This is a genomic window from Rathayibacter sp. AY1C9 (genome assembly GCF_002932315.1).
GTDB lineage: Bacteria > Actinomycetota > Actinomycetes > Actinomycetales > Microbacteriaceae > Rathayibacter.
In genome coordinates this window covers 163,253-186,193 of record NZ_PSVZ01000003.1, presented here as the reverse complement: position 1 = coordinate 186,193, position 22,941 = coordinate 163,253, and the positions used below count along the sequence as shown (strand labels likewise).

The following is a 22,941-nucleotide window of genomic DNA, read 5'->3' as shown; positions in this document are numbered from 1 at the left end:
CCGGGGGCCCCGTGCGTAGACTCGGGAGACGTCCCCACCTCGCTCACGACCCCGGAAGGCGGCGCGCATGGCTGTTCTCGAGACCATCGGCGGTCCTCGCGATCTCGATCGCCTGACCGCGGCCGAGCTCGAGACGCTGGCGCAGGAGATCCGCGACTTCCTCGTGCGCGAGGTCTCGAAGACCGGCGGCCACCTGGGGCCGAACCTCGGCGTCGTCGAGACGACCATCGCGATCCACCGGGTCTTCGACTCGCCGCACGACGCGATCGTGTTCGACACCGGACACCAGTCCTACGTCCACAAGCTGCTCACCGGTCGCCAGGACTTCTCGAAGCTCCGGCAGCGCGGCGGCCTCGCCGGCTACCCGCAGCGGAGGGAGTCGCCGCACGACATCGTCGAGAGCTCGCACGCCTCCAGCTCGCTGTCCTGGGCGGACGGGATCTCCCGCGCCTTCACGATGACCGGTCAGACCGACCGCCACGTCGTCGCGGTCGTGGGCGACGGCGCCCTCACCGGCGGCATGACCTGGGAGGCGCTGAACAACATCAGCGACGACAACTCCCGCGGGCTGGTCATCGTGGTCAACGACAACGGGCGCTCCTACGCCCCGACCATCGGCGGCATGGCCCGCTTCCTCAACGGCGTCCGCACGCGGCCGACCTACCGCACGATGCACCGCGGCTCCCGGGCCGTCTCGGAGCGGCTGGGCGGCCCCGCCGCCGCCGTCTACCGCGGCGTTCGCGGCGGGCTCCACGGCTTCCTCAGCCGCTTCATCAACAACGAGGCGCTCTACTCCAACCTCGACATCAAGTACCTGGGGCCGATCGACGGACACGACCTGACGGCGATGGAGGAGGCTCTCCAGCAGGCGAAGGACTACGGCCAGCCGGTCATCGTGCACGCGATCACCCAGAAGGGCAAGGGCTTCGGTCCGGCCGTGCACGACCTCGCCGACCAGTTCCACGCCGTCGGGCAGATCGACCCCGAGACGGGCGAGCCGCTGAGCGCGGCCGGGGCCCGCTCGTGGACCTCGGTGTTCGCCGAGGAGATCGTCACGCTGGCCGACGAGGACCCGACGATCGTCGGCATCACGGCCGCCATGCTCCGGCCCGTCGGTCTCGACCGCCTCGCGGAGAAGTACCCGGAGCGCGTCTTCGACGTCGGCATCGCGGAGCAGCACGCCGTGACCTCGGCCGCCGGTCTCGCCTTCGGCGGGCTGCATCCGGTCGTCGCGCTGTACGCCACCTTCGTGAACCGCGCCTTCGACCAGGTGCTGATGGACGTCGCACTGCACCGCGCGGGCGTCACCTTCGTACTGGACCGCGCCGGAGTCACCGGGCCCGACGGTCCGAGCCACCACGGCATGTGGGATCTGGCGATCCTGCAGGTCGTCCCGAACATCCGCCTCGCCGCTCCGCGCGACTCCGTGCGCCTGCGCGAGGAGCTGCGCGAGGCCGTGGGCGTCACCGACGCGCCGACCGTGGTGCGCTTCTCGAAGGGGAGCGTCGGCGACGAGATCGACGCCGTCGAGCGCCTCGGCGACGGGGTCGACGTGCTCGCCCGCGCCGAGCGCAAGGACGTGCTGCTGGTCACGGTCGGGCCGATGGCCGCGATGGGTCTCGAGGTCGCTGAGCGGCTCGCGGCCCAGGGCATCGGAGCCACCGTCGTCGACCCCCGCTGGGTCGTGCCCGTGCCCACCAGCATCATCGAGCTCGCCCGCGAGCACCGCATCGTCGTCTCGATCGAGGACGGGGTGCGCGTCGGCGGGATCGGCACGCGCATCCGCCAGGACCTGCGCGAGGCCGGCGTGGACACCGCGGTGACCGAGCTCGGGCTGCCCGACCAGTTCCTGGACCACGCGAAGCGCGAGGAGATCCTCGAGGACGTCGGGCTCACTCCCCAGCACATCGCCCGCGACGTCGTCGCGCAGGTGCTGGGCAGCAAGATCCCGGTCGCCCGTCCGCTCCCGGACGAGGTCGAGGCCCGGGACGACGCCCGCAGCGACTGATCGTCCGTCGGGACCCGTCCCGCAGGCGACGCGCGGAAGGGGCGCCGGATCCGATCCGGCGCCCCTTCCGCGTCACTGCACTCCGCGTCAGTCGACGCCGCGGATCGCGGGGTGGTGGAACGTGTCCCCGAACGCCCGCTCGCTCGCGCCGACCCGGTCGAGGTAGGGCGTGAGCCCACCCATCTGGAACGGGTAGCCCGCGCCGAGGATCAGGCAGAGGTCGATGTCCTCCGCGGCGTGCACGACGTCGTCGTCCAGCATCCGCTTGACCTCGTCCGCGAGACCCGTCTCGACGCGCAGCCGCAGCTGCTCGGCCGTCATCGGCTCCGTGCCCCCGGCGACGATCGCGACAGCGCGCTTGTCGACGCCCTTCACCCGCCCCTTCGCGTCGCGCTCGAAGACGTGGCCGAGCTCAGCGAGGCGGTGCAGGTTGGGGCTGTCGAAGAAGCGGTCGGGGAACGCGGCGTGATGGGTGTCGAGCACGTGCGCGCCGACCTTGAGGCCCACCAGCTCGAGCAGCTCGAACGGGGTCATCGGCAGGCCGAACGGAGCCAGCGACTGCTCGACGACCTCGAAGGGAGTGCCCGTGTCGACCGCGTGCATCGCCTCGCCCAGGACCTTCGCCAGCACGCGGTTCACCACGAAGCCCGGGGTGTCGCGCGTGATGACGGCGTTCTTCTTGAGCTTCGCGGCGGTGACCATCGCCGTCGAGAGGGTCTCGTCGTCGGTGTGCGGCGTCCGGACCACCTCGATCAGCGGCATGACCGCGACCGGGTTGAAGAAATGGAAGCCGACGAGGCGCTCGGGGTGCTCCAGCCGCTCGCCGATGCGCTCGACGGAGAGGGACGAGGTGTTGGTCGCGAGCACCGCCGTGGGCGAGACGTAGCGCTCGATGTCGGCGAACACGTCCTGCTTCACCGACAGCTCCTCGAAGACCGCCTCGATCACCCAGTCGGCGTCGGCGAAGTCGGAGCGGTCGGTCGTGCCGGTGATCAGCGCGCGGAGGCGGTTCGCGTCGTCGGGGGAGACGCGTCCCTTCGCCAGCAGCGCGTCTATCTCGGCGCGGATGCCCGCGACGCCCTTGTCGACCCGCTCCTGGTCGAGGTCGGTGATGACCACCGGCACCTGGAGGCGGCGGAGGAAGAGCAGCGCGAACTGCGAGGCCATGAGGCCCGCGCCGACGACCCCGACCTTGGTGACGGGCTTGGCCAGCGCCCTGTCGGGCGCTCCCGCGGGACGCTTGGCGCGCTTCTGCACCAGATCGAACGCGTAGATGCTCGCGCGGAACTGGTCACCCGAGATCAGGTCGGCCAGCGCCTCGTCCTCGGCGGCGAAGCCCTCCTCGCGGGTGGTGTTCTTCGCGGCCTTGAGAAGCTCCAGCGCGCGGTACGGAGACGCCGCGACCGTGCCGATCCGCGACTCCAGCTGCTTGCGAGCGATCGAGATCGCGACGTCCCACTTGACCAGCCGCTCCAGCTTGCCGGGTGCGTTCGGCCGCTCCACCTTCACGGAGCCGCCGATCACGCCGTCGGCCCAGCGGAGCGAGTCCTCGAGGAAGGCGGCGGGCGGGAAGATCGCGTCGGCGATGCCGAGGTCGAACACCTCCTGGCCCTTGAGCGTGCGGTTGTTCTTGAGCGGGTTCTCGACCACGACCTTGAGGGCGTTCTCGATGCCGATCAGGTTCGGCAGGAGCCACGCGCCGCCCCAGCCGGGGATGATGCCGAGGAAGACCTCGGGGAGCCCGAGCGCGGGGATGGAGGAGTCGACCGTGCGGTAGTCGGCGTTCAGGCCGATCTCGGTGCCGCCGCCCAGGGCGAGGCCGTTGATGAAGGCGAAGGACGGCACGCCCAGCTCGGCCAGCATCCCCAGCGTGCGGTGGCCCAGGCGCGCCAGCTGGCGGCCGAGCTCACGGCTCGGGATGGCCCCGACCTTGCTGAGGTCGGCTCCCGCGGCGAGGATGAACGGCTTGCCGGTGATGCCGACCGCCTGGATCTCGCCGCGCGAGGCGCGCTCCTTCTGCGCCAGGAGGACGTCCGCCAGCTCGAAGAGCGACGCCGGCCCGAAGGTGTTGGGGCGGGTGTGGTCGCGGTCGTTGTCGAGCGTGATCAGAGCGAGCGTTCGGCCGCTGGGCAGCGGCACGTCGCGGACGTAGGAGTGGGTGACGACCTCGCCCTCGGCGAGGTCCTCGAGGTTCTCGAATCCGTCGAGCATGGGTCAGCGTCCCTTCCGTCGTCCGCGCTTGCCGTCGTAGTGCGGGTTCTCCCAGATCACCGTGCCGCCCTGGCCGAGGCCGACGCAGAGGGCCGTCACGCCGTAGCGGACCTCGGGGTGCGACTCGAACTGCCGGGCCAGCTGGATCATCAGCCGGACCCCGGAGGAGGCGAGCGGATGGCCGATCGCGATCGCTCCGCCGTACTCGTTGACGCGCGGGTCGTCGTCGTCGAGGCCGAAGTGGTCGAGGAAGGAGAGCACCTGCACGGCGAACGCCTCGTTGAGCTCGAAGAGCCCGATGTCCTCGATGCCCAGGCCCGCCTTGCGGAGCGCCTTCTCGGTCGAGGGAACCGGGCCGATGCCCATGATCTCGGGCTCGACGCCGGCGTACGCGAAGCTCACCATCCGCATCTTCGCGGACAGGCCCAGCTCCTGCGCGGCGTCGGCGCTGGCCAGGAGCGACACCGTCGCTCCGTCGTTGAGCCCGGAGGAGTTGCCCGCGGTCACCCGGCCATGGGGGCGGAACGGGGTCCGCAGGCCCGCGAGGCCCTCGAGGGTCGTCTCGGGGCGCGGTGCCTCATCGGCGGTCGCGAGGCCCCAGCCCGCGGCGCTGCGCGTGGCGACGGGGACGAGGTCCGGCTGGACGCTGCCGGCGGCGTACGCGGCGGCGAGCTTCTGCTGGCTCCGCAGGGCGTAGTGGTCGGCGCGCTCCTTCGTCAGGTGCGGGAAGCGGTCGTGGATCCGCTCCGCCGTGCGGCCCATGTTGAGCGCGTCCTCGCCGACGAGGCGCTCGGAGAGGAAGCGCGGGTTGGGGTCGGCGCCGAAGCCCATCGGGTGCCGGCCCATGTGCTCCACGCCGCCGGCGAGGACCACGTCGTAGGCGCCGAACGCGATGCCGCCCGCGGTCGCGGTGACCGAGGTCATCGCTCCGGCGCACATGCGGTCGATGGCGAAGCCGGGCACCGACTTCGGCAGCCCGGCGAGCAGCGCTGCCGTGCGGCCGAGGGTCAGGCCCTGGTCGCCCTGCTGGGTGGTGGCGGCGATCGCCACCTCGTCCACCCGCTCCTTCGGCAGCGCGCCGTTACGCTCCAGCAGACCGATCATCGCCTTGACGACGAGGTCGTCGGCTCGGGTCTGCCAGTACATGCCCTTCTCGCCGGCACGCCCGAACGGAGTACGGACTCCGTCGACGAACACGACTTCGGATCTCTCGGCCACAATGCCTCCCAGGAACTCACGGTCGCCGTCGATCGTAGGAACCGGCACCGCGCAGCCGGAATCCTTTGCCGCTTCCTACGAAGGGGTTTCGGTGCCCTCGGCCGGCGCTTGGGCCGCTTCGACAAACGCGGTGGCGATCGAGCCCGATGTGGCCTCGACCTGCCAGGCGCGGGCGCCGGCGCGGGTGAGCTCCGCGGCGACCGACTCCGCGGTCAGCGGCTCGGGCGGGTTCCAGGCCACCCGGCGCAGCAGCTCCGGCGTGAGCAGGTTCTCGACCGGGAGCGAGAGCAGCTCCGCGATCTCGGTGACCACGGCGCGTCCCGCCTTCAGGCGCGCGTCGGCGGCCGGGTTGCGATCGCCCCACGCGCGCGGAGGTGGGAGCGTGTCGGCGGCCGGGCGGGTCGGGCTCGGCAGGTCCTCGGTCGTCGTCCCGCGCTCGATCGCGGCCCACCAGCGCTCGACCTCGCCGCGGCTGGCGCGGCCGGTGAAATCGCGGCGGCCCGAGAGCTGGCCGATGCTGGTCGGGATGTTGCGGGCGACCGCGATGATCGAGGAGTCGGGGATCAGGCGGCCGGGAGCGATGTCGCGCTCGCGGGCGAACGCGTCCCGGGCCAGCCAGAGCTCGCGCGCCACGGCGAGGGGGCGCGGGCCGCGGAGCGAGTGCATGCCGGAGAGGCGGCGCCACGGATCCGGCGGGACCGCCTTCGGGGCGCGCGCGAGCGTCGCCTCGAACTCCTCGCGGGCGATGCGCGTCTTCCGCGCGGCGATGAGCATCTCCTCCATGCGGTCGCGGAGGTCCACGAGGAGCTCCACGTCCTTCGCGGCGTAGACGAGCCAGCTCTGGGGGAGGGGACGGGTCGACCAGTCGGCGGCCGAGTGCTCCTTGGCCAGGTGGATGCCGAGGAGGTCCTCGACGACGGCGCCGAGGCCCACCTTGGGCAGTCCGAGGAGCCGGGCGGCGAGCTCGGTGTCGAAGATCCGCACCGGATCCAGGCCCACCTCGCGCAGGCAGGCGAGATCCTGGCTGGCGGCGTGGAGGACCCACTCCTCCTGGCCGATGACCGCCTGCAGGGCGTCCATCCGGCCGATGGCGGGGGGATCGAAGAGGAACGCGCCGGCACCGCGCCGGTAGACCTGGATCAGGTACGCGCGCTGCGAGTAGGTGAAGCCGGAGGCGCGCTCGGCGTCGACGGCGACGGGGCCCTCGCCGGCGGCGAGGGCGTCGACCGCGGCGAGGAACTCGTCGGGCGTGGAGAGGACACGGTAATCAGTCACGGTTGTTCCGTCGGAAGGCGAGCGGGGTCACACCGTCGCTCGATACGGGCGGGAGACCCGCGAGCATGCACAACAGCTCCCCCCACCCTTCCACGTGAGCGGCGAGCTGCGCATCATCCGGGCTCCAGGAGGCGCGGATCTCGATCTGCGCACCGTCCCCCTGAGCGGCCAGCTCGCCGAAGCCGGTGGAGAGCACCTTGGTCGCCGTGCCGGACGCGGCGGAATAGGAGGCGCCCCGCGCCCCGAGGGCGTCGATGAGCCAGGACCAGGCGACCTCGGCGAGGAACGGATCGGTGCCGATCTCGACCTCGAGCGGGGCCTGGGCGAAGCAGACGACACGGAAGGGGCCGCCCCACTGCTCGGGCTCCTCGGGGTCGTAGAGCAGGATGAAGCGCCCCGTGCCCAGCTCGGAGTCGCGTCCGTGCGCGTGCGGCGCGACGTCGCCCGACAGGGCGAGGGCCCAGGGCGCGAGACCCGACGGCGAGGCGATCTCGGACACGGTGAGCTCGGCGCGCGTGGTAGCGGCGCGGATCGACTCCGTCGCGACCCGGAACTCCTCAGGGAGCTGGGACGACGCTGGGAATTCGGGCACGATCGCAGACTAGGGTTCCGACGCGCCCGGGACGCGGAGGCACGCCGGGTGGGCGGCTCTCAGCGCGTGCGGCTCCAGCGGGCGTAGACGGCCCCGGAATCGTCCGCGGCCAGGAGCGTCAGGGCGTAGGCGTCGTCGACGACGGCCGTGCCCGTCGCGACCGGGAGGCCCGGCAGGACGACGCGCGGCGAGGTGGTGAGGCACAGCTCGTCGACCCGGCCCGAGGCGAGGAACTGGCCCGAGAGCGAGGCGCCGCCCTCGCAGACGACGCGGTGCAGGCCGAGCCCGGCGAGAGCCTCCAGGAGCTCGTCGACGCCGATCCGCTCCGAGGAGGACGGGACCGGGACGACCTCGACGCCGGCGGGGAGCCCCTCCACCGCGCCGCGCGACTCCGGCACCAGCAGCAGGACCCGGGAGCCCTCCTGCAGCTCCAGGCGGTGCCCGGCGAGATCGCCCGAGGCGGAGACGACGGCGAGCGGGACCCGCCGGGGGACGCGGTAGCCCTCGGCGCGGACGCTCGCGGCTCCGACGAGGACGACGTCGGCCTGCTCGCGGACGACTCCGAGGATCGTGCGGTCGACGCGGTTGGTCAGCGTCTCGCTGGTGCCGTCGGAGCCGGTGCTGGAGCCGGTGACGCTCGCGATCATGTTCAGGCGCACGCGCACCGCCCCGTCGGGACGCCAGGCGTCCGCGACCGCCGCTCGCGCGCCCTCCTCGCCGATCACGATCGGCGGACCGGCGGGGACGAGCGGCCGGAGGATCATGCGGCCAGGTGCGCGCGGACCTGCCGCTTGGTGCGGCCGAGCAGCGCGGTCATGCCGCGCAGGCGCAGCGGCGAGACCGCCTCCGAGAGGCCGATGGTCTGCGGGAAGTCGTCGGGAACGGCGAGCACCTGCTCGGGGGTGAGCCCGGCCAAGCCCTGCGCCAGGATCGACGCGAAGCCGCGCGTCGTGGGCGCCTCGCGGGGAGCAGTGGCGTGCAGGTGGACGATCCCGCCCTCCACATCGACGACGATGAAGACGGGCGCCTGGCACTCCTCCACGCGCTCGAAGAGGTCCGGGTGGTCGCGGTAGCGCTCGGGCAGGTCGGGGAGCTCGTTCGAGAACTCGAGCAGGAGCTGCAGGCGCTCCGGCTTCTCGAGGGCGAGGAACTCCTCGCGGATGTCGCGCAGAGCGTCGGGGAGCGTGGTGTCGGTCATCCGGTCCAGTGTCTCATCGGGGGAGGGGCGGCGGGCGGTCGCAGCGGAGGCCGGGAGCCCTGATCCGGCCCGTCGACGGGCGGATCGGCGCTCCCGGCCTCCGTCGTGACGCGTCAGCGGGCCGCGGGGGCCTCGCCGGGCTCGGCGCCCTGCACGATCGGGACGCGGACGGCGCTGCCCCACTCGGTCCAGGAGCCGTCGTAGTTGCGGACGCCCTCGAAGCCGAGGAGGTGGGTCAGCACGAACCAGGTGTGGGCGGAGCGCTCGCCGATCCGGCAGTAGGCGATGACGGAGTCGCCGTCCTTCAGCCCCGCGCCCTCGCGGTAGATGCCGTTCAGCTCGTCGAGGGGGCGGAAGGTGCCGTCCTCGGCGGCGGCCCTGCCCCACGGCACGTTCTGCGCGCTCGGGATGTGACCGGCGCGCAGGGCGCCCTCCTCCGGGTAGGCCGGCGCCGTGGTGCGCTGCCCGGTGAACTCCTCCGGGGAGCGGACGTCGATCAGCGGGTTGCCGAAGTGCGCGAGGACGTCGTCCTTGAAGGCGCGGATCTCGGCGTCGCTGCGCTCGACGAGGGGGTACTCGGCGGGCTCCGGGGAGGAGGCGTCGGTGGTCGTCGGGCGGCCCTCCGCGAGCCACTTGTCGCGGCCGCCGTCGAGCAGACGGACGTCCTCGTGACCGAAGAGGGTGAAGACCCAGAGCGCGTAGGCAGCCCACCAGTTGTTCTTGTCGCCGTAGACGACGACGGTGGTGTCGCGGGCGATGCCCTTGCCGCCGACGAGCGCGGCGAACGCGGCGCCGTCGATGTAGTCGCGCTGCACCGGGTCGTTGAGGTCGGTGTGCCAGTCGATCTTGACGGAGCCGGGGATGTGGCCGGTCTCGTAGAGCAGGACGTCCTCGTCGGACTCGACGACGACGAGACCGGGAGTGCCGAGGCGCTGCTCGAGCCAGTCGGCGCTGACGAGCCGTTCGGGGTGCGCGTAGGAGGCGAACTTCGGCGACGGATCGGTTTCGACGGACAAGGAGGACCTCCAGGATGGTGCGCGGAGCGCGGGCGTGATTCCACGGCGGGCTACGCTGGAGCCCGCCCTTCAGCGACAGTACGCGTCCGCGGACGACGCCGCACGGAGGGCGCCGTAAGAGTTCGACACAGAACCGCGGCGGCTCCGTGCCCGGTGCGGCCGCCGCCACTGAGCGCACGGACCCCCGCCGTGCGCAGGATGCGAGACGCGAGTGAGCCCCGACGACGTCCGATCGACGAGCAGCCTGACCGCCCGCTCGCCGCAGATCAGCGGGCACGAGATCGCGTCGACGCTGGTGCCCCCGCGCCAGTTCGAGGGCGCCACCTTCGAGAGCTACCGTCCCGACCCGGAGTACCCCTCGCAGGCCGACGCGGTGGAGGCTCTCCGCGCGTTCGCCGCCGGCGGCGGATCCAAGGGCGGCGGAGGCGGCTTCCTGGGCTTCGGCCGGAAGAAGGCCCCCGCGGTCAAGCCGGGCGTGTACCTCGACGGCGGCTTCGGCGTCGGCAAGACCCACCTGCTCGCGGCGATCTGGCACGCGGTGCCGGGCCGCACCTACTTCGGGACGTTCATCGAGTACACCGCACTCGTCGGCGCGCTCGGCTACGCGGCGACCGTCTCGCTCCTCAAGGGCTCGGCGCTGCTGTGCATCGACGAGTTCGAGCTGGACGACCCGGGCGACACGATGCTGATGACGCGGCTCCTCGGCGAGCTGGTCGCCTCCGGGACCCGCATCGCCGCGACCTCGAACACCCCGCCCAACGCGCTGGGCGAGGGGCGCTTCGCCGCGGCGGACTTCCTCCGCGAGATCCAGTCGATGGCCGCCCACTTCGAGACGATGCGGATCGACGGCACCGACTACCGGCGCCGCGACATCGAGGGCCACGCCGTGGTGCGCACCGACGAGGAGATCGACGCTCTCGTCGCGGCCGCCCCCGCCGGCTCCGTCGTCACCGACGACCCGTTCGCGGACGCCGTGCACCACCTGGGCACCGTGCACCCCTCCCGCTACATCAAGGTGATCGACGGCGTCGACACCATCGTGCTCCGGGGCGTCACCGCTCTGACCGACCAGACCGACGCCCTGCGCCTCGTGGCCTTCATCGACCGGGTCTACGACGCGCAGATCCCGGTCCTCGCCTCCGGGACGCCCCTCGACGAGGTCTTCGGCGGCGACATGCTGAGCGGCGGCTACCGCAAGAAGTACCTGCGCTCGATGTCGCGGCTCATCGCGCTCACCTCGATGGCGCCCCGCTCCTAGGGGCGGATCCGCTCTCCTCCCGGCGTTCCCGGGCTCGTCGTCGTGCCGTCCGCCAGCGCGCCGTAACGCGCTTTTTACACAGGGGCCTCGGCCGTAACCTCCGCGAAACGCGGTGCCTCACGGGACGAAACCTCGCGCCACCAGACTGTCGGCTACCCGAGGTGACCCGACACCCGCGTGTCTCCAGGCCGTGCTCCGACGCAGCGTCCTCGCTCCGGGCTTTTCTCTGCACACTCACGAGAGGTTCAACAATGGATCAAGGCAATACCGCGTTCCTGCTCATCGCAGCCGCGCTGGTCCTGCTCATGACCCCCGGGCTCGCCTTCTTCTACGGCGGCCTGGTGCGTGCGAAGAGCGTCATCAGCATGATGATGCTCAGCTTCGGAGCCATGGGCCTCATCGGGGTCCTCTGGGTCCTGTACGGCTACGCGATCGCGTTCGGCAACGGCCCGTCCGGCCCCGCGGGGACCGACACCTTCGTCGGCATCGACGGCGTCCTCGGCATCGACACCGCCCAGATCGGCCTGCAGGGCATCTACAACGACGCGCTCGGCGAGCAGACGTCGGCCTACCCGACGCTGGCCTTCGCCGCGTTCCAGGCGACGTTCGCGATCATCACCGTCGCGCTCATCTCCGGCGCCATCGCGGACCGCGCGAAGTTCGGCGCCTGGATGGTCTTCGCCGGCGTCTGGGCCACCGTCGTCTACTTCCCGGTCGCCTCGTGGGTCTTCAACTTCACCCTCGGCGACGACGCCACCGTCGTCGACGGCGGCTGGATCGCCTACGGCGTCGGCGCGATCGACTTCGCGGGCGGCACCGCCGTCCACATCAACGCCGGAGCGGCGGCCCTCGCCCTCGCCCTGGTGCTCGGCAAGCGCGTCAACTTCACCAAGGGCGCGCACCAGCCGCACAACCCGCCGTTCGTGCTCCTGGGCGCCGGACTGCTGTGGTTCGGCTGGTTCGGCTTCAACGCCGGCTCCGAGCTCGCCGCCGACGGCATCGCGGCCGTCGCCTTCCTCAACACCATCGCCGCTCCGGCCGCCGCGATCCTCGGCTGGCTCGTCGTCGAGAAGATCAAGGACGGCAAGCCCACCTCGATCGGCGCCGCCTCGGGCGCGGTCGCGGGCCTCGTCGCGATCACCCCGGCGTGCGCCAGCCTGTCGCCGTTCTGGGCGATCGTCCTGGGCGTCATCACCGGAGCCGTCTGCGCCCTGGCGATCGACCTCAAGTACCGCCTCGGCTACGACGACTCGCTCGACGTGGTCGGCGTGCACCTGGTCGGCGGCCTCATCGGAACGCTCTACATCGGCTTCTTCGGCACCGGCGTGGGCCTGTTCCTCACCGGCGACGCGAGCCAGCTCGGCAAGCAGGCCCTCGCGGCCTTCACCGTCCTCGCCTACTCCTTCGTCATGACGCTCCTCATCGGCTGGATCATCCAGAAGACGATGGGCTTCCGCGTGAAGAACGAGGACGAGATCGCCGGCATCGACACGGCCATCCACGGAGAGGCGGGCTACGTCCTGGCGGACTGACCCCCTAATCCACAGCACCCGACGGGGTGCCGGCTCTCCGGAGCCGGCACCCCGTCGGCGCGTCCGGGCCGGGCGACCGCCGGGCGCGCCCCCGCGGGCGGGCGGCTGAGAATCCGGGCTAGGGTTCCGGGGTGCCCTCCTCGCGCTCGGTCGTGTCCCTGCTCCTCCGACTCCTCGGCCGCGCGGTCGCCCCGCGGCCGGACGCCGGGCCCCGCCCGCAGCGCCCGTACCTGAGTACGACGGCGCCGACCCCGGGCGCGAGCGGAGTGGGCCGCACCGTCGAGGTCGACCCGTCGCGGCTCCGCGGGGTCCGCCTGGGCTACGCGCCCACGCCCGACGGCGACCCGGACCCGGGCGAGGTCGTCTGGACCTGGGTGCCGTACGAGGAGGACGACGGCCGCGGCAAGGACCGCCCGGTGCTCGTGCTCGCGGTCGAGAAGTCGGGGACGGTGCTCGCCGTGCGGCTGAGCTCGAAGGAGCACTCCGACTACCTGGCCGTCGGGACCGGCGGCTGGGACCCGGACGGGCGCCCCAGCTGGGTCGACCCGGAGCGCGTGTTCCGCGTGCACCCCGCAGGGATGCGTCGCGAAGGAGCAGCTCTGGAGCGTGCTCGGTACGACGCCGTCGCCCGGGTGCTCTCGGCGCGGTACGGCTGGCACTGAGCGCTCGACGCCGTCGAGCGGCCACGAGTGGTCGCCGCTGAGCGCCTCAGGGGAGATCCCTGCCCATCGAACGAGGGCCGTGCTCCTCGGAGGAGGCGTCAGACCGGGTCGATCGGCACGAAGCCCGCGTACTTCGCGGCGCGGCCGTCCCCGGAGGACGTGCCGGTGAGCCTGCGCTGCACCCACGGCGCGACGTGCTGCCGGTAGTACTGCACGGTTCCGCCGCGCCGGAGTGCGGCCTCGGGAGCGTCGGGCAGCGCGGCGGGCGGCGTGAGCCCGAGCGCCCGCAGGACCCGGTCGGCCACCCGCCGGTGCCCCCGCGGGCCGAGGTGCAGGCGGTCCTCCGACCACAGCTCCGGATCGGCGAAAGCGGGGTCGTGCCAGTTGTCGGCGACGACCACGTCGGTCCGGTGGCTCGTCCGACGCAGGACGGCGTCGGTCAGCGCGTCCCCGCGGCGGCGGATGAGCGAGCCGAGCGGGAGCCGCGGCGACGGGTCGGCGCCGGCCAGGGCGATCAGCACGACGCCCTGCTCGTCGCAGCGCTCGAGGACGCGGAGGTAGGCGTCGGCGATCCGCTCGATGTCGGCCCGCGGGCGCAGCATGTCGTTGCCGCCTCCGTTGAAGGAGAGGTGGGTCGGGCCCAGGGCGAGCGCGGGCTCGAGCTGCTCGGCGAGGATCGGCGCGATGAGCCGGCCCCGGATCGCGAGATTGGCGTACTCGATCCGCTCGCCCGTGGCCGCCGCCCATCCCGCGGCCGTCAGATCGGCCCAGCCGCGCGGGGTGCCGTCCGGCCGCTCGTCGCCGACGCCCTCGGTGAAGGAATCGCCGATAGCGACGTAGCGGACGGCCGTCATCGGCGGGTTCCGGAGGTGCGCATCGTGGCACTGTACCGCTCCGCGGCCGGGCTCAGGCGCGGCGCCTCAACGGGGTGACCGGTGCCGTGCGGACGCTGCCGGGGCGGGGCGGCGTCGCGGCGCTCGGGGCGGCGGCGAGCAGCTCCACCTCGGGCCGGGTGCCGTGCCGGTGCTCGCGCTCGGGACGCGGGGCGGCCCGGAACCAGGCGGCCAGCGCGGAGGACCGGCGGTGCCTCCGGTGGTCGCGGTCCAGCTCGGCGGTGCCCCGGTAGCCGGAGCCCCGGGCGATGCGGTCGAGGCCGCCGAGAGCGACGGGGGTGCTCGCCATCAGGACGGCGGCCAGCTCGAGTCGGCGGAGGGCGAGGTGCTCGTCGAGGCCGAGCCCGTAGCAGCGGCGGAACCGCAGCCGCAGCAGCAGGGCGGGCATCCGCAGCTCGGCGGCGAGGTGGTGGACGGTGAAGCGCCGATCGAGGTAGCGCTCGTTGACGAGGGCGGCCGCCGCGATGGCGACGACGTCGAGCGGCCGGCGGGAGGCGGCGAGGCGAGGGGTGGGGGTTCGGGTGTCCAGGGGAGGCATGCACAGGAGACGCGCGAGGTCCCTGTTCGTGACGCGGAGGCGCGGAATGCGTTCGGGTGGCGCAGTGATCGGTGTCGGACCGGCTCGACCGGCAGGGGCTGTGCCATCGTCGGGAGGGAGCGGAGTCCCCGCCGATCCGGAACCGACACCCAGGAGACGACCGCATGGCGCACGCCGCGCTGATCATCCACAGCGCACGGAAGGTCGACGCGGCCGGGACGGTGGAGGACCACTGGCTCCTCGCGCGGGACGGCGCGATCACGGCGACCGGCACCGGCACCGGCTGGCAGGCGCAGGCGGAGGGGGCGGAGCTGCACGACGCGCGGGGCCTCACCGCTGTCCCGGGCTTCCTCGACCTCCACGTGCACGGAGGGGGCGGTCACGGCTTCGACGGAGGAGCGGAGGCGATCCGCGCGGGCCTCGCGCTGCACCGCTCCCGTGGCACCACGCGCTCGCTGGTCAGCCTGGTCTCGGCGCCGCTGGAGCAGCTGGAGTCCTCTCTGGACGCGGTCTCGGCCCTCGCGGCCACCGACCCGCTCGTGCTCGGCGCGCACCTCGAGGGCCCGTTCCTCGCGCCCTCGCGCAGGGGAGCGCACGACCCCGCGGCTCTCGTGCACCCCTCCTCCGGCGCGGTCGGCCGGCTGCTGGACGCCGCCCGCGGACGCCTCGCGCAGATCACGCTCGCGCCCGAGCTGCCGGGAGCCCTCGCCGCGGTGGAGCGGCTCGCCGGCGCCGGCACGGTGGTCGCGGTGGGCCACACCGAGGCGGACGCCGACCAGGCGCGGGCCGCGTTCGACCGCGGAGCCCGGCTGGTCACGCACGCGTTCAACGCCATGCGCGGGATCGGCCACCGCGCCCCGGGCCCGATCCCGGTGGCCCTGGGAGACGAGCGGGTCGCGCTCGAGCTGATCCTCGACGGCCGGCACGTGGACGTCGAGGTGGTGCGGCTCGCGTTCGCGGCGGCTCCCGGGCGGATCGCGCTCGTCACCGACGCGATGGCGGCGGCCGGGGCGGGTGACGGAGTGCACCGCCTCGGCCCGCTCGACGTCGAGGTGCTCGGCGGAGTCGCCCGGCTCGCGGGCACCGCTGTGCTCGCCGGATCCACGCTCACGCAGGAGGAGGCCCTGCGGCGGGCCGTCGGGCCCGGCCGGCTCGGGCTGCAGGCGTCCGTCGCCGCCCTCACCGCCGTTCCCGCCCGCGTGCTCGGCCGTGGCGACCTCGGCCTGCTGGCCCCCGGGTACCGCGCCGACGTCGTCCTGCTCGACGCGTCGCTCCGCGTGCAGCGGGTCTGGGCCGAGGGGCGCCCGTTCCCCGACTCCGCGGCCGGCGCGTCGCGACCCCGGGTCAGGGCGTCGGCGTGACGGTCCAGGTCCCCTCGGTCTGGACGGCCATGACGCCGGGCAGGTCGGCCTCGAACACCTCGGAGAAGGCGACGGAGTCGCCGAACAGCTGCGGCTGATCGGAGGTCGTGAACACGCGGCCGGAGAACGAGTCGTCCGGACCCGCGGGCGTGTAGTCGACCGTCACGCGCGGGACGTCGTCGGAGAAGAACAGGACGGCCGGGCCGGTGCCGGACTGCGCACCGCTCACCGTCGCGAGGTCGTTCCAGCTCTGCAGGCCGAGCGTCCACGGCCCGTCGGCTCGGACGATCACCTGCTGCTCGACGGGGTCGTCGCGGAAGATCCCGGTCAGGAACGACCCCGTCATCGGGGCGGCGGCCTCGCCGAAGGGCGTCATCCGGCCCGCGGCGGTGACGATCGCCGTGCCGGTGCAGGCCGAGCAGTCCAGGCTCAGGACGACCGCGAACTCGCCCTGCCGCTGGAACGACACGTCGGCCGGGCCGGTGCCCGAGACGGTGGCGGGGACTCCCTCGCCGACCGGCCCGGCGTCGACGACGGTTCCGACCGGCTCGGCGGTCGCCGGAGCGGAGGGGGTCGGGCTCGGAGTGATCAGGTCGGTGATGGCGGGTCTCGGCGTCCGCGAGGCGGGCGCGGACGCCGTGGCGCCCGCCTCGGCCCCGCCGCCGGCGGTGCACCCGCCCAGCAGCAGGAGCCCCGCCGCAGCCGTCGTCGCCACTGCCGCTGTCGTCCCCCGAGCCCTCATGCGTCCAGACTGCCAGGGCTGGTCCGGATCGTCGTCCCCGGAGGGAGTCAGAGGAGCAGGCCGCCGAGGCCCGCGGCGGCGAGGACGACGATCCACGGGGGCACGGTCCAGCGCGTCAGCGCCACGAAGGCGCCGATCGCGAGCGTCAGAGCGCCGGTCGAGCCGATGCCCTCGGTCAGCACCGGGTCGTAGAGGGCGGCGCCGAGCAGTCCCACCACGCCGGCGTTCACGCCGGCCAGCGCCCGCTGCGCGACCGGCAGGTGCCGCAGCCGCTGCCAGAACGGGAGCACGCCGACCACGAGCAGAGCGCCCGGCAGGAAGATCGCGACCAGCGCGATCGCCGCCCCCGCGACACCGTCCGGCGTCCCCGCGCCCACCGCGCCGAGGAACGCGGAGAAGGTGAAGAGCGGGCCGGGCACCGCCTGCGCCGCCCCGTATCCGGCCAGGAACTCGCTCTGCCCGACCGTGCCGGCGCCGACCGTCTGCGCCTCCAGCAGAGGCAGCACGACGTGGCCGCCCCCGAACACCAGAGCGCCCGCGCGGTAGAAGACGGAGCCGAGACCCGCCGCTCCCTCGCCGGTGAGAGCGGCGAGCAGGGGGAGGCCGGCCAGGAGGAGCCCCCAGAGGGCGAGGGCCGAGACCGCGAGCGCCGTCGGGATCCGGACCGCGAAGACCGGGCCCTCGTCCGGAGCCGCCTCCTCGCCGCGCAGCCACAGGACGCCGGCCAGGCCCGCCGCCGCGATCACCGCCACCTGCAGCGCGGGCTCCGGGGCGAGGAGGACGGCGATAGCCGCTGCGCCGGCGATCGTCGCGCGGCGGCGGTCCGGTGCGAGCGAGCGCGCCATCCCGAGCACGGCCTGCGCGACGACCGCGGCCGCCGCCGCCTGGAGGCCCAGGAGCCAGCCGGCGGAGGCGACGTCGCCCACACCGGCGACGAGCCCGGCGACGAGGACCAGGGCGATCGCCGAGGGGAGCGTGAATCCGCACCACGCGGCGACCAGTCCGGCGAGTCCCGCGCGCTGCAGGCCGACCGCCATCCCGACCTGGCTGGACGCGGGTCCGGGGAGGAACTGGCACAGCGCGACGAGGTCGGCGTACGCGCGATCGGTCAGCCAGCCGCGGCGCACCACGAACTCCTCGCGGAAGTAGCCGAGGTGCGCGATCGGCCCGCCGAACGAGGTCAGCCCGAGGCGGAGGAACACGAGGAGCACGGGGAGGGCGCCGCCCCGCTGCAGCCGACCCGTCTCCGACACGGGGGCATCCTGCCAGACGGCGGTGTCCAGCACGCGTCGTGTCACCGGAAAAGGGACGATAAGCGGCCGGATAAGCGATTCCTTCTTCTCCGGTTGATGAAACGGTGGGTAGAAATACTGAACCCCTTCTCATCCCCTCTGTTAGCCTGATCCGGCTTCCCTTTCCTTCTCGAGGAGAAGGTGATCCGCATCAGTAGCGCGAGCGCTGCCGCTCGTTCACTGAACGCCTTCTCCTCCTCTTTCGATCGGTGTACCCGGAACGGTGACGATCGGAAAGGCTCTCTCTTCCGTGACTCCTCAGGACACTGCCGTCGGCGACTCCGCCGACTCCTCCCGCACCGGCTCCCGATCGGGCGTCAAGGCCCTCTCCGCTCTCTCCCGCCGCACGATCCTCGCCGGATCCGTCGCCGGCGCGGGCGCGATCGCCTTCGCGACGCCGGCCCTCGCGGCCGGCGACCTCACCGCGGTGCCCCGACTGCCCGGCGAGGTCTCGCGCCTGTCCACCGCCACGTCGAAGACGGGCGGGAAGCGCTACGAGATCATCGACGTCGTCGTCGCGGGGGACCGGGCGCGCCTGTTCGTGCCGCACGCGACGCCTCCGTCGCAGACCAGGGGCGCATCGATGCTCTGGTACTACCACGCCCGCAACGGCACCCACACGGCGCTCTCGAGCGCCTTCGCGTACTCGGCCGACCTCGCCGTGGACCGCGGCATCGTCAGCATCTGCCCGACCTACGGCGGCAGCATCTGGTCGAGCCCGCGGGCGATCGAGATCCAGGCCGCTGTCGTCGCCTGGGCCTCGTCGGTATGGCGGATCGACGCGAGCCTCCTCCGCTCCGACTCCGGGGGCGGGCCGCTTCTGACCTGGGCCTACGGGAAGCGGATGGTGCCGAACATCCGGGGCGCGTACCTCTGCAACAGCTCCTACGACATGGAGGAGCGGGCGGCGAGCGAACCGGACCGGATCGGCCCCGAGTACGCCGACGCCGCGGCCATCGCCGCCACCAACCCGGCGCGGCTGCCCGCGTCGGTGTGGCGCGGTGCGCGGCTGAGGATCACCGGATCGCCCGACGACAAGGTCGTGCCGTTCGCCCTGCACGGCGCCGCCCTCCACGCCGCGGCCCTGCCCCTGGCGAAGGAGGCGACGGTCCGCACCCACCCGGGGGAGGGCACCGACGGGCACAAGGTCCCGAGCTTCACCAACAAGGAGATGCTCGACACCTTCCAGCGCTGGATCACCGAGGGCCCCGTGCCGCAGACGGAGCCCGAGCCCGAGACGCCACCCGTGTCCACGCTGCCCGGCGCGGGCACCTACGAGAACGGCGCCGCGCAGATCGTCACCACCGGCACCTGGACGACGCTGAAGGCCACCGCGGACAGCGGCGGGAGCATCGCCTACTCGACCAGCTCCGGCGCCTCCGCGACGCTCGCCTTCACCGGCACGAGCATCGCCTGGATCAGCCGACTCACGTCGTCCTCCGGGATCAACGACGTCGAGCTCGACGGTGTGAAGGTCGCCTCCGTCGACCGCTACAGCGCGTCCACCCGCTCGAAGCAGACGGTGTGGAGCAGCGGACAGCTCGCCGCCGGGCCGCACACGCTGACGATCCGCCGGGGGAGCGGCCGCAATCCGGCCTCGACCGGGACCAACCTGCTGCTCGACTCCTTCGTGGTCGGCGACGCGACGCCTCCGCCGGCGACGACGCTGCCCGGAGCGGGCACCTACGAGAACGGCGCCGCCCCGATCGTCACGACCGGCACCTGGTCGACGTTGAAGGCGAGCACGGACAGCGGCGGCAGCATCGCCTACTCGACCACCGCGGGCGCCTCCGCCACCCTCGCCTTCACGGGTACCAGCGTGAGCTGGATCAGCCGCCTCACCGGCTCGTCCGGCATCAACGAGGTCGAGCTCGACGGAGTCAAGGTCGCGTCCGTCGACCGCTACAGCGCCGCGACGCGGTCGAAGCAGACGGTCTGGAGCAGCGGACAGCTCGCGGCCGGGCCGCACACGGTGACCATCCGCCGCGGGAGCGGCCGCAACCCGGCCTCGAGCGGCACCAACCTGATCCTCGACGCGTTCGTGGTCGGCGACGCCGCTCCGGTCCCCACGGTCACCGTGCCCACGCCGATCGCGGAGTGGTCCTTCGCCGAGAGCGCCGCCCCCTTCGCCTCGGCCGTCGCGGGCGCTCCGGCGCTCCGGCAGGGCGCGGGCTCCTCCGCCCGCGCCGTCGCCACGCCGTTCGGCACCGGAGTCGCCCTCAACGGGACGACGGACCACCTGGTCGTCCCCAAGGACGAGGTCGGCCCGCTCAACCTGGGCGCCTCGACCGGCCAGGTGACGATCGCGGTGTGGGTGCTCAACTCCGACGCGGACGGCGCCTGCATCGCGGGCGTCTGGGAGGAGTCGACGGTCGGGCCGCTGCGCTCCTATGCGCTGTTCAACAACCTCCCCGAGTACGGCGGCTGGGAGCGCGTGTGCATGCACGTCTCGAAGCTCGGCGGGCCGACGCCCGGCTACCCGTACTCGCGCGACTACTCGGTGGAGCCCCGCCGGATCACGCGCGGCGTGTGGCAGCTGCACGTCGGGACGTATGACGGCGCAGTCGCGGTCTCGTACCTCGACGGCGCCGCCACCGCGTATCCGGTGTACACCGACAAGCTCGGCGCGATTTACGCCAAGAACCCCTACGTCTACCCCGACGGCCTCAACGCGGCTCCGGGCGACTTCGTGGTCGGAGCGGTCGGCCGGGACGGCACGATGATCAACCGCTTCGCCGGCTCCCTCGCCCGACTGCGGGTGTGGGACCGGGCGCTGACCGCGGAGCAGGTGAAGCAGCTCTACTCGGCCGAGAAGGGCGCTCTCGGCTGACGATCCGAGGGCGGTGACACGAGTCCGAGAAGCGGATGATCCGCTTCTCGGACAAGGCCGTTCGAGCGATAGCGGGCGTCCCTCTTTCGAGGGTGGTGTTATCGGCTGAATACAGATCGGCGGGCGGCCGCTTCACGGCTGCTCCGCCGTTCTCCGCCGCCTGTATGCGCTGCGCGGAATTCCGTACTCAGGCGGACGTGCGCTCCCGGAGGGCCGTACGGCGGGGGATCATCGCCCGGCGGCCGCGCAGCCCTGTCCCGGATCTCGGAGTGCGGCCCCGCGCCAGATGCGCACCGGCGCGACCACCTCCCAGCCGAGGGTGAGGTAGAGGGCGCGGCCGTCCGTGCTGGCGATGAGGAGACCGCTCCGTGCACCCTCGGACCGGGCCCAGGCGGTGAGGGCGTCGACGACCCGCCGTCCCAGCCCGCGTCGGCGGAACCGCGCATCGGTCTCGATCCGGTCCAGAACCGCGACCGTCCCGTGCACGGCGGCGGTGCCCTGAGCGGCGACGACTCCGTCGACCAGCAGCCGGACGCTCGCCACTCCGTCGGCGGCCTCGAGCACGGCTCCCGCGAGCAGGGCACCCTCGGCGGTGCGGCCCGGGCCGAGGAGCGCCGCCATCAGGCTCTCGTCGCCCGCGACGAGCTCCAGCCCGGCGGCGGGCGCGAGGCGGGCGTCGTCGCCCAGGCCGATGACCGTCAGCCACTCCCGGGGCCCGGCCACCCGCTCGGCGCCCGCCTGCAGCGCGGAGGGCGACGGATCGACCAGGATCCGCTCCCGCGTGCGCGACTCCGCTCCGACATCGACCAACCATGCCCCGTCCTCGCGGACGCGCTGCACGCCGCGTGCCCGGCACCAGCCCTCGACCCAGTCGTCCACCCGCTCCGTCGTCGTGATCACGCCCCGAGAGCAGCCGCGACCGGACGGGCGCGATCGTGGGAAGCGGGTTCTCCCGGCGGTGGCCGTCGATCCCCAGCAGGACCGCCCTCGCGCGGATCGCACCCCGCGCACCGCGATCCGCCGGGTCCTCCCGTTGTCAACCTCAGTGCCACGGCGCCGTCCCGGCCCTACCGTCGGCGCGAGACATCCGCTGCACCGCCGGGACCCTGACGGCCGTGCCGAGAGTGAGGGGCCGATCCGATGCCCAGGCAGGACGGCGACCCGCGGAGCACCACCCGAGTGCTGCGCGAGCTGGTCGCCGCGTTCGAGGATCCGGGGGCCGTGCACCCGGCGCTGGCGCGGCAGGTGCGGAGCGCCGCCCGCGAGCTGCTCGGCGCGTCGGAGCGGGAACCGCTGCGCCTGCGCGTGCGGATGCCGACCCTGATGGTCCCGCGCTCGGTCGTGGACGAGGTGCCCGATCCGCCCCCGGTGCCGCCCGCCGCGCTCTGACCCGACGGCGCTCGTACACTCGGACGATGCGACACGGCATCGTCATCCTCCCGCAGGACCCGTGGGCCGAGGCCCGCCGGAAGTGGCAGTCGGCCGAGGGCCTGGGCTTCGACCACGCGTGGACCTACGACCACCTCTCCTGGCGCTCCCTCGCCGACCAGCCGTGGCACGCGACCGTCCCCACCCTCACCGCTGCCGCGATGGTGACCGAGACGCTCCGCCTGGGCACGTTCGTGGCCTCCCCGAACTTCCGCCATCCGGTGCCGTTCGCGAAGGAGATCGCGACGCTGGACGAGATCTCGGGCGGTCGGACCATCCTCGGGGTCGGCTCGGGCGGCACGGGCTTCGACGCGCGCGTGCTCGGGCAGCCCGACTACTCGCCCCGGCAGCGGCACGAGCGCTTCACCGAGTTCGTCACAGCCCTCGACGCGCTGCTGCGCTTCGAGGAGCCCGGCTCGGGCGGAGCGGACCTCGAGGGGGAGTGGTTCACCGCCCGCTCGGCGCGCATGGTGGGCGAGCCCGTGCAGCGCCCCCGCGTCCCGTTCGTCCTCGCCGCGAACGGGCCGAAGGGCCTCGCGCTCGTCGCCGAGCGCGGGCAGGGATGGGTCACCACCGGCCCGGAGGGAGTGTCGAGCCAGGAGTGGTGGCGGGCGGTCGCGTCCCTCTCCCGGCGGCTCGATGCGGCGCTCGAGGCGGCCGGGCGCGACCCGCGCACCGTCGAGCGCCACCTCTCGCTCGACTCCGGGAGCGACTACTCCCTCGAGAGCGTCGCCCGGTTCGAGGACATGGCCGGCCGGGCGGAGGAGCTCGGCTTCACGGACGTGATCGCGCACTGGCCGCGGCGCGACGGCGTCTACGCGGGCGACGACGAGGTCCTCTACGAGGTCGCCTCGCGATTCTGACCGGGCCTCGGGGGCTCCGGAGCG

The 22,941-nt window shown here is 73.3% G+C and carries 20 protein-coding genes; 8 read left to right on the top strand and 12 right to left on the bottom strand.

Features of this window, described 5'->3' with window-relative positions; all coding sequences use genetic code 11:
• The first annotated feature begins 67 nt into the window (after positions 1–67).
• On the top strand, positions 68–2,008 hold the full coding sequence (dxs, locus tag C5D09_RS04235; protein WP_104268674.1) for a 1-deoxy-D-xylulose-5-phosphate synthase: 1,941 nt from the start codon (positions 68–70) through the stop codon (positions 2,006–2,008).
• Between the two features lie 87 nt (positions 2,009–2,095).
• Here the strand turns inward: dxs and C5D09_RS04230 are convergent, their stop codons facing one another.
• The 7 genes from C5D09_RS04230 to C5D09_RS04200 form a co-directional block, all read right to left on the bottom strand.
• On the bottom strand, positions 2,096–4,219 hold the full coding sequence (locus C5D09_RS04230; protein WP_104268673.1) for a 3-hydroxyacyl-CoA dehydrogenase NAD-binding domain-containing protein: 2,124 nt from the start codon (positions 4,217–4,219) through the stop codon (positions 2,096–2,098).
• 3 nt (positions 4,220–4,222) lie between these two features.
• The gene (locus tag C5D09_RS04225; protein ID WP_104268672.1) at positions 4,223–5,437 is read right to left on the bottom strand and encodes a thiolase family protein; all 1,215 of its coding nucleotides are present in this window, start codon (positions 5,435–5,437) and stop codon (positions 4,223–4,225) included.
• Between the two features lie 75 nt (positions 5,438–5,512).
• Complete coding sequence (locus C5D09_RS04220; RefSeq protein ID WP_104222092.1) at positions 5,513–6,712, bottom strand: ribonuclease D; 1,200 nt, start codon at positions 6,710–6,712, stop codon at positions 5,513–5,515.
• Positions 6,705–7,304: a DUF3000 domain-containing protein gene (locus C5D09_RS04215; protein WP_104268671.1), complete on the bottom strand. Its 600-nt coding sequence runs from the start codon at positions 7,302–7,304 to the stop codon at positions 6,705–6,707. The genes C5D09_RS04220 and C5D09_RS04215 overlap by 8 nt, the downstream gene beginning before the upstream one ends.
• A 59-nt stretch (positions 7,305–7,363) precedes the next feature.
• Positions 7,364–8,068: a dihydrofolate reductase family protein gene (locus tag C5D09_RS04210; RefSeq protein WP_104261736.1), complete on the bottom strand. Its 705-nt coding sequence runs from the start codon at positions 8,066–8,068 to the stop codon at positions 7,364–7,366.
• The gene (locus tag C5D09_RS04205; protein WP_104222086.1) at positions 8,065–8,502 is read right to left on the bottom strand and encodes a SufE family protein; all 438 of its coding nucleotides are present in this window, start codon (positions 8,500–8,502) and stop codon (positions 8,065–8,067) included. Before C5D09_RS04205 ends, C5D09_RS04210 begins: the two co-directional genes overlap by 4 nt.
• 113 nt (positions 8,503–8,615) lie before the next feature.
• Positions 8,616–9,518, bottom strand: coding sequence for a sulfurtransferase (locus tag C5D09_RS04200; RefSeq protein WP_104222084.1), 903 nt, complete (start codon positions 9,516–9,518; stop codon positions 8,616–8,618).
• 211 nt (positions 9,519–9,729) lie between these two features.
• On the opposite strand from C5D09_RS04200, the gene zapE reads away from it, so the two are divergent.
• From zapE to C5D09_RS04185, 3 genes are all read left to right on the top strand, one after another.
• Positions 9,730–10,776: a cell division protein ZapE gene (zapE, locus tag C5D09_RS04195; RefSeq protein WP_104222082.1), complete on the top strand. Its 1,047-nt coding sequence runs from the start codon at positions 9,730–9,732 to the stop codon at positions 10,774–10,776.
• A gap of 251 nt (positions 10,777–11,027) precedes the next feature.
• Positions 11,028–12,308 (top strand): ammonium transporter, encoded by a 1,281-nt coding sequence (locus tag C5D09_RS04190; protein WP_104222080.1) that lies wholly within the window; start codon positions 11,028–11,030, stop codon positions 12,306–12,308.
• A gap of 131 nt (positions 12,309–12,439) precedes the next feature.
• Positions 12,440–12,970 carry a type II toxin-antitoxin system PemK/MazF family toxin gene (locus C5D09_RS04185; protein ID WP_167299028.1) on the top strand — a complete coding sequence of 177 codons (531 nt, stop codon included), beginning with the start codon at positions 12,440–12,442 and terminating at the stop codon, positions 12,968–12,970.
• 98 nt (positions 12,971–13,068) lie between these two features.
• Here the strand turns inward: C5D09_RS04185 and C5D09_RS04180 are convergent, their stop codons facing one another.
• Together C5D09_RS04180 and C5D09_RS04175 are read right to left on the bottom strand one after the other, a co-directional pair.
• Entirely contained in the window at positions 13,069–13,824 is a 756-nt protein-coding gene (locus tag C5D09_RS04180; protein WP_104238766.1) for an SGNH/GDSL hydrolase family protein, read from the bottom strand.
• 52 nt (positions 13,825–13,876) lie between these two features.
• Complete coding sequence (locus C5D09_RS04175; RefSeq protein WP_104268670.1) at positions 13,877–14,401, bottom strand: hypothetical protein; 525 nt, start codon at positions 14,399–14,401, stop codon at positions 13,877–13,879.
• A 164-nt stretch (positions 14,402–14,565) separates the two neighbouring features.
• Here C5D09_RS04175 and C5D09_RS04170 point away from each other — a divergent pair, with 164 nt between their 5' ends.
• Positions 14,566–15,762 carry an N-acetylglucosamine-6-phosphate deacetylase gene (locus C5D09_RS04170; protein WP_104268669.1) on the top strand — a complete coding sequence of 399 codons (1,197 nt, stop codon included), beginning with the start codon at positions 14,566–14,568 and terminating at the stop codon, positions 15,760–15,762.
• Here the strand turns inward: C5D09_RS04170 and C5D09_RS04165 are convergent.
• Both C5D09_RS04165 and chrA read right to left on the bottom strand, forming a co-directional pair.
• Positions 15,746–16,477, bottom strand: a complete 732-nt coding sequence (locus C5D09_RS04165) for a hypothetical protein (protein WP_104225243.1) — start codon at positions 16,475–16,477, stop codon at positions 15,746–15,748. The two genes, C5D09_RS04170 and C5D09_RS04165, sit on opposite strands and share 17 nt — an antisense overlap.
• Positions 16,478–16,551: 74 nt before the next feature.
• The gene (chrA, locus tag C5D09_RS04160) at positions 16,552–17,757 is read right to left on the bottom strand and encodes a chromate efflux transporter (RefSeq protein ID WP_258066908.1); all 1,206 of its coding nucleotides are present in this window, start codon (positions 17,755–17,757) and stop codon (positions 16,552–16,554) included.
• 289 nt (positions 17,758–18,046) lie between these two features.
• Between chrA and C5D09_RS04155 the strand changes: the two genes are divergently transcribed.
• Positions 18,047–20,626, top strand: coding sequence for a LamG-like jellyroll fold domain-containing protein (locus tag C5D09_RS04155; RefSeq protein ID WP_104268668.1), 2,580 nt, complete (start codon positions 18,047–18,049; stop codon positions 20,624–20,626).
• 228 nt (positions 20,627–20,854) lie between these two features.
• Here C5D09_RS04155 and C5D09_RS17685 read toward each other — a convergent pair whose 3' ends face one another.
• Positions 20,855–21,526 (bottom strand): GNAT family N-acetyltransferase, encoded by a 672-nt coding sequence (locus tag C5D09_RS17685; RefSeq protein WP_219813045.1) that lies wholly within the window; start codon positions 21,524–21,526, stop codon positions 20,855–20,857.
• A gap of 240 nt (positions 21,527–21,766) precedes the next feature.
• Here C5D09_RS17685 and C5D09_RS04145 point away from each other — a divergent pair, with 240 nt between their 5' ends.
• Complete coding sequence (locus tag C5D09_RS04145) at positions 21,767–22,015, top strand: hypothetical protein (protein WP_146078454.1); 249 nt, start codon at positions 21,767–21,769, stop codon at positions 22,013–22,015.
• Between the two features lie 26 nt (positions 22,016–22,041).
• On the top strand, positions 22,042–22,917 hold the full coding sequence (locus tag C5D09_RS04140) for an LLM class flavin-dependent oxidoreductase (protein WP_104268667.1): 876 nt from the start codon (positions 22,042–22,044) through the stop codon (positions 22,915–22,917).
• Positions 22,918–22,941 lie beyond the last annotated feature (24 nt).

Coding starts and splice junctions, on each gene's coding strand:
- dxs (WP_104268674.1), top strand. CDS start 68: ATGGCTGTTCTCGAGACCATCGGCGGTCCTCGCGATCTCGATCGCCTG.
- C5D09_RS04230 (WP_104268673.1), bottom strand. CDS start 4,219: ATGCTCGACGGATTCGAGAACCTCGAGGACCTCGCCGAGGGCGAGGTC.
- C5D09_RS04210 (WP_104261736.1), bottom strand. CDS start 8,068: ATGATCCTCCGGCCGCTCGTCCCCGCCGGTCCGCCGATCGTGATCGGC.
- C5D09_RS04205 (WP_104222086.1), bottom strand. CDS start 8,502: ATGACCGACACCACGCTCCCCGACGCTCTGCGCGACATCCGCGAGGAG.
- C5D09_RS04190 (WP_104222080.1), top strand. CDS start 11,028: ATGGATCAAGGCAATACCGCGTTCCTGCTCATCGCAGCCGCGCTGGTC.
- C5D09_RS04180 (WP_104238766.1), bottom strand. CDS start 13,824: ATGACGGCCGTCCGCTACGTCGCTATCGGCGATTCCTTCACCGAGGGC.
- C5D09_RS04175 (WP_104268670.1), bottom strand. CDS start 14,401: ATGCCTCCCCTGGACACCCGAACCCCCACCCCTCGCCTCGCCGCCTCC.
- C5D09_RS04170 (WP_104268669.1), top strand. CDS start 14,566: ATGGCGCACGCCGCGCTGATCATCCACAGCGCACGGAAGGTCGACGCG.
- C5D09_RS04145 (WP_146078454.1), top strand. CDS start 21,767: ATGCCCAGGCAGGACGGCGACCCGCGGAGCACCACCCGAGTGCTGCGC.
- C5D09_RS04140 (WP_104268667.1), top strand. CDS start 22,042: ATGCGACACGGCATCGTCATCCTCCCGCAGGACCCGTGGGCCGAGGCC.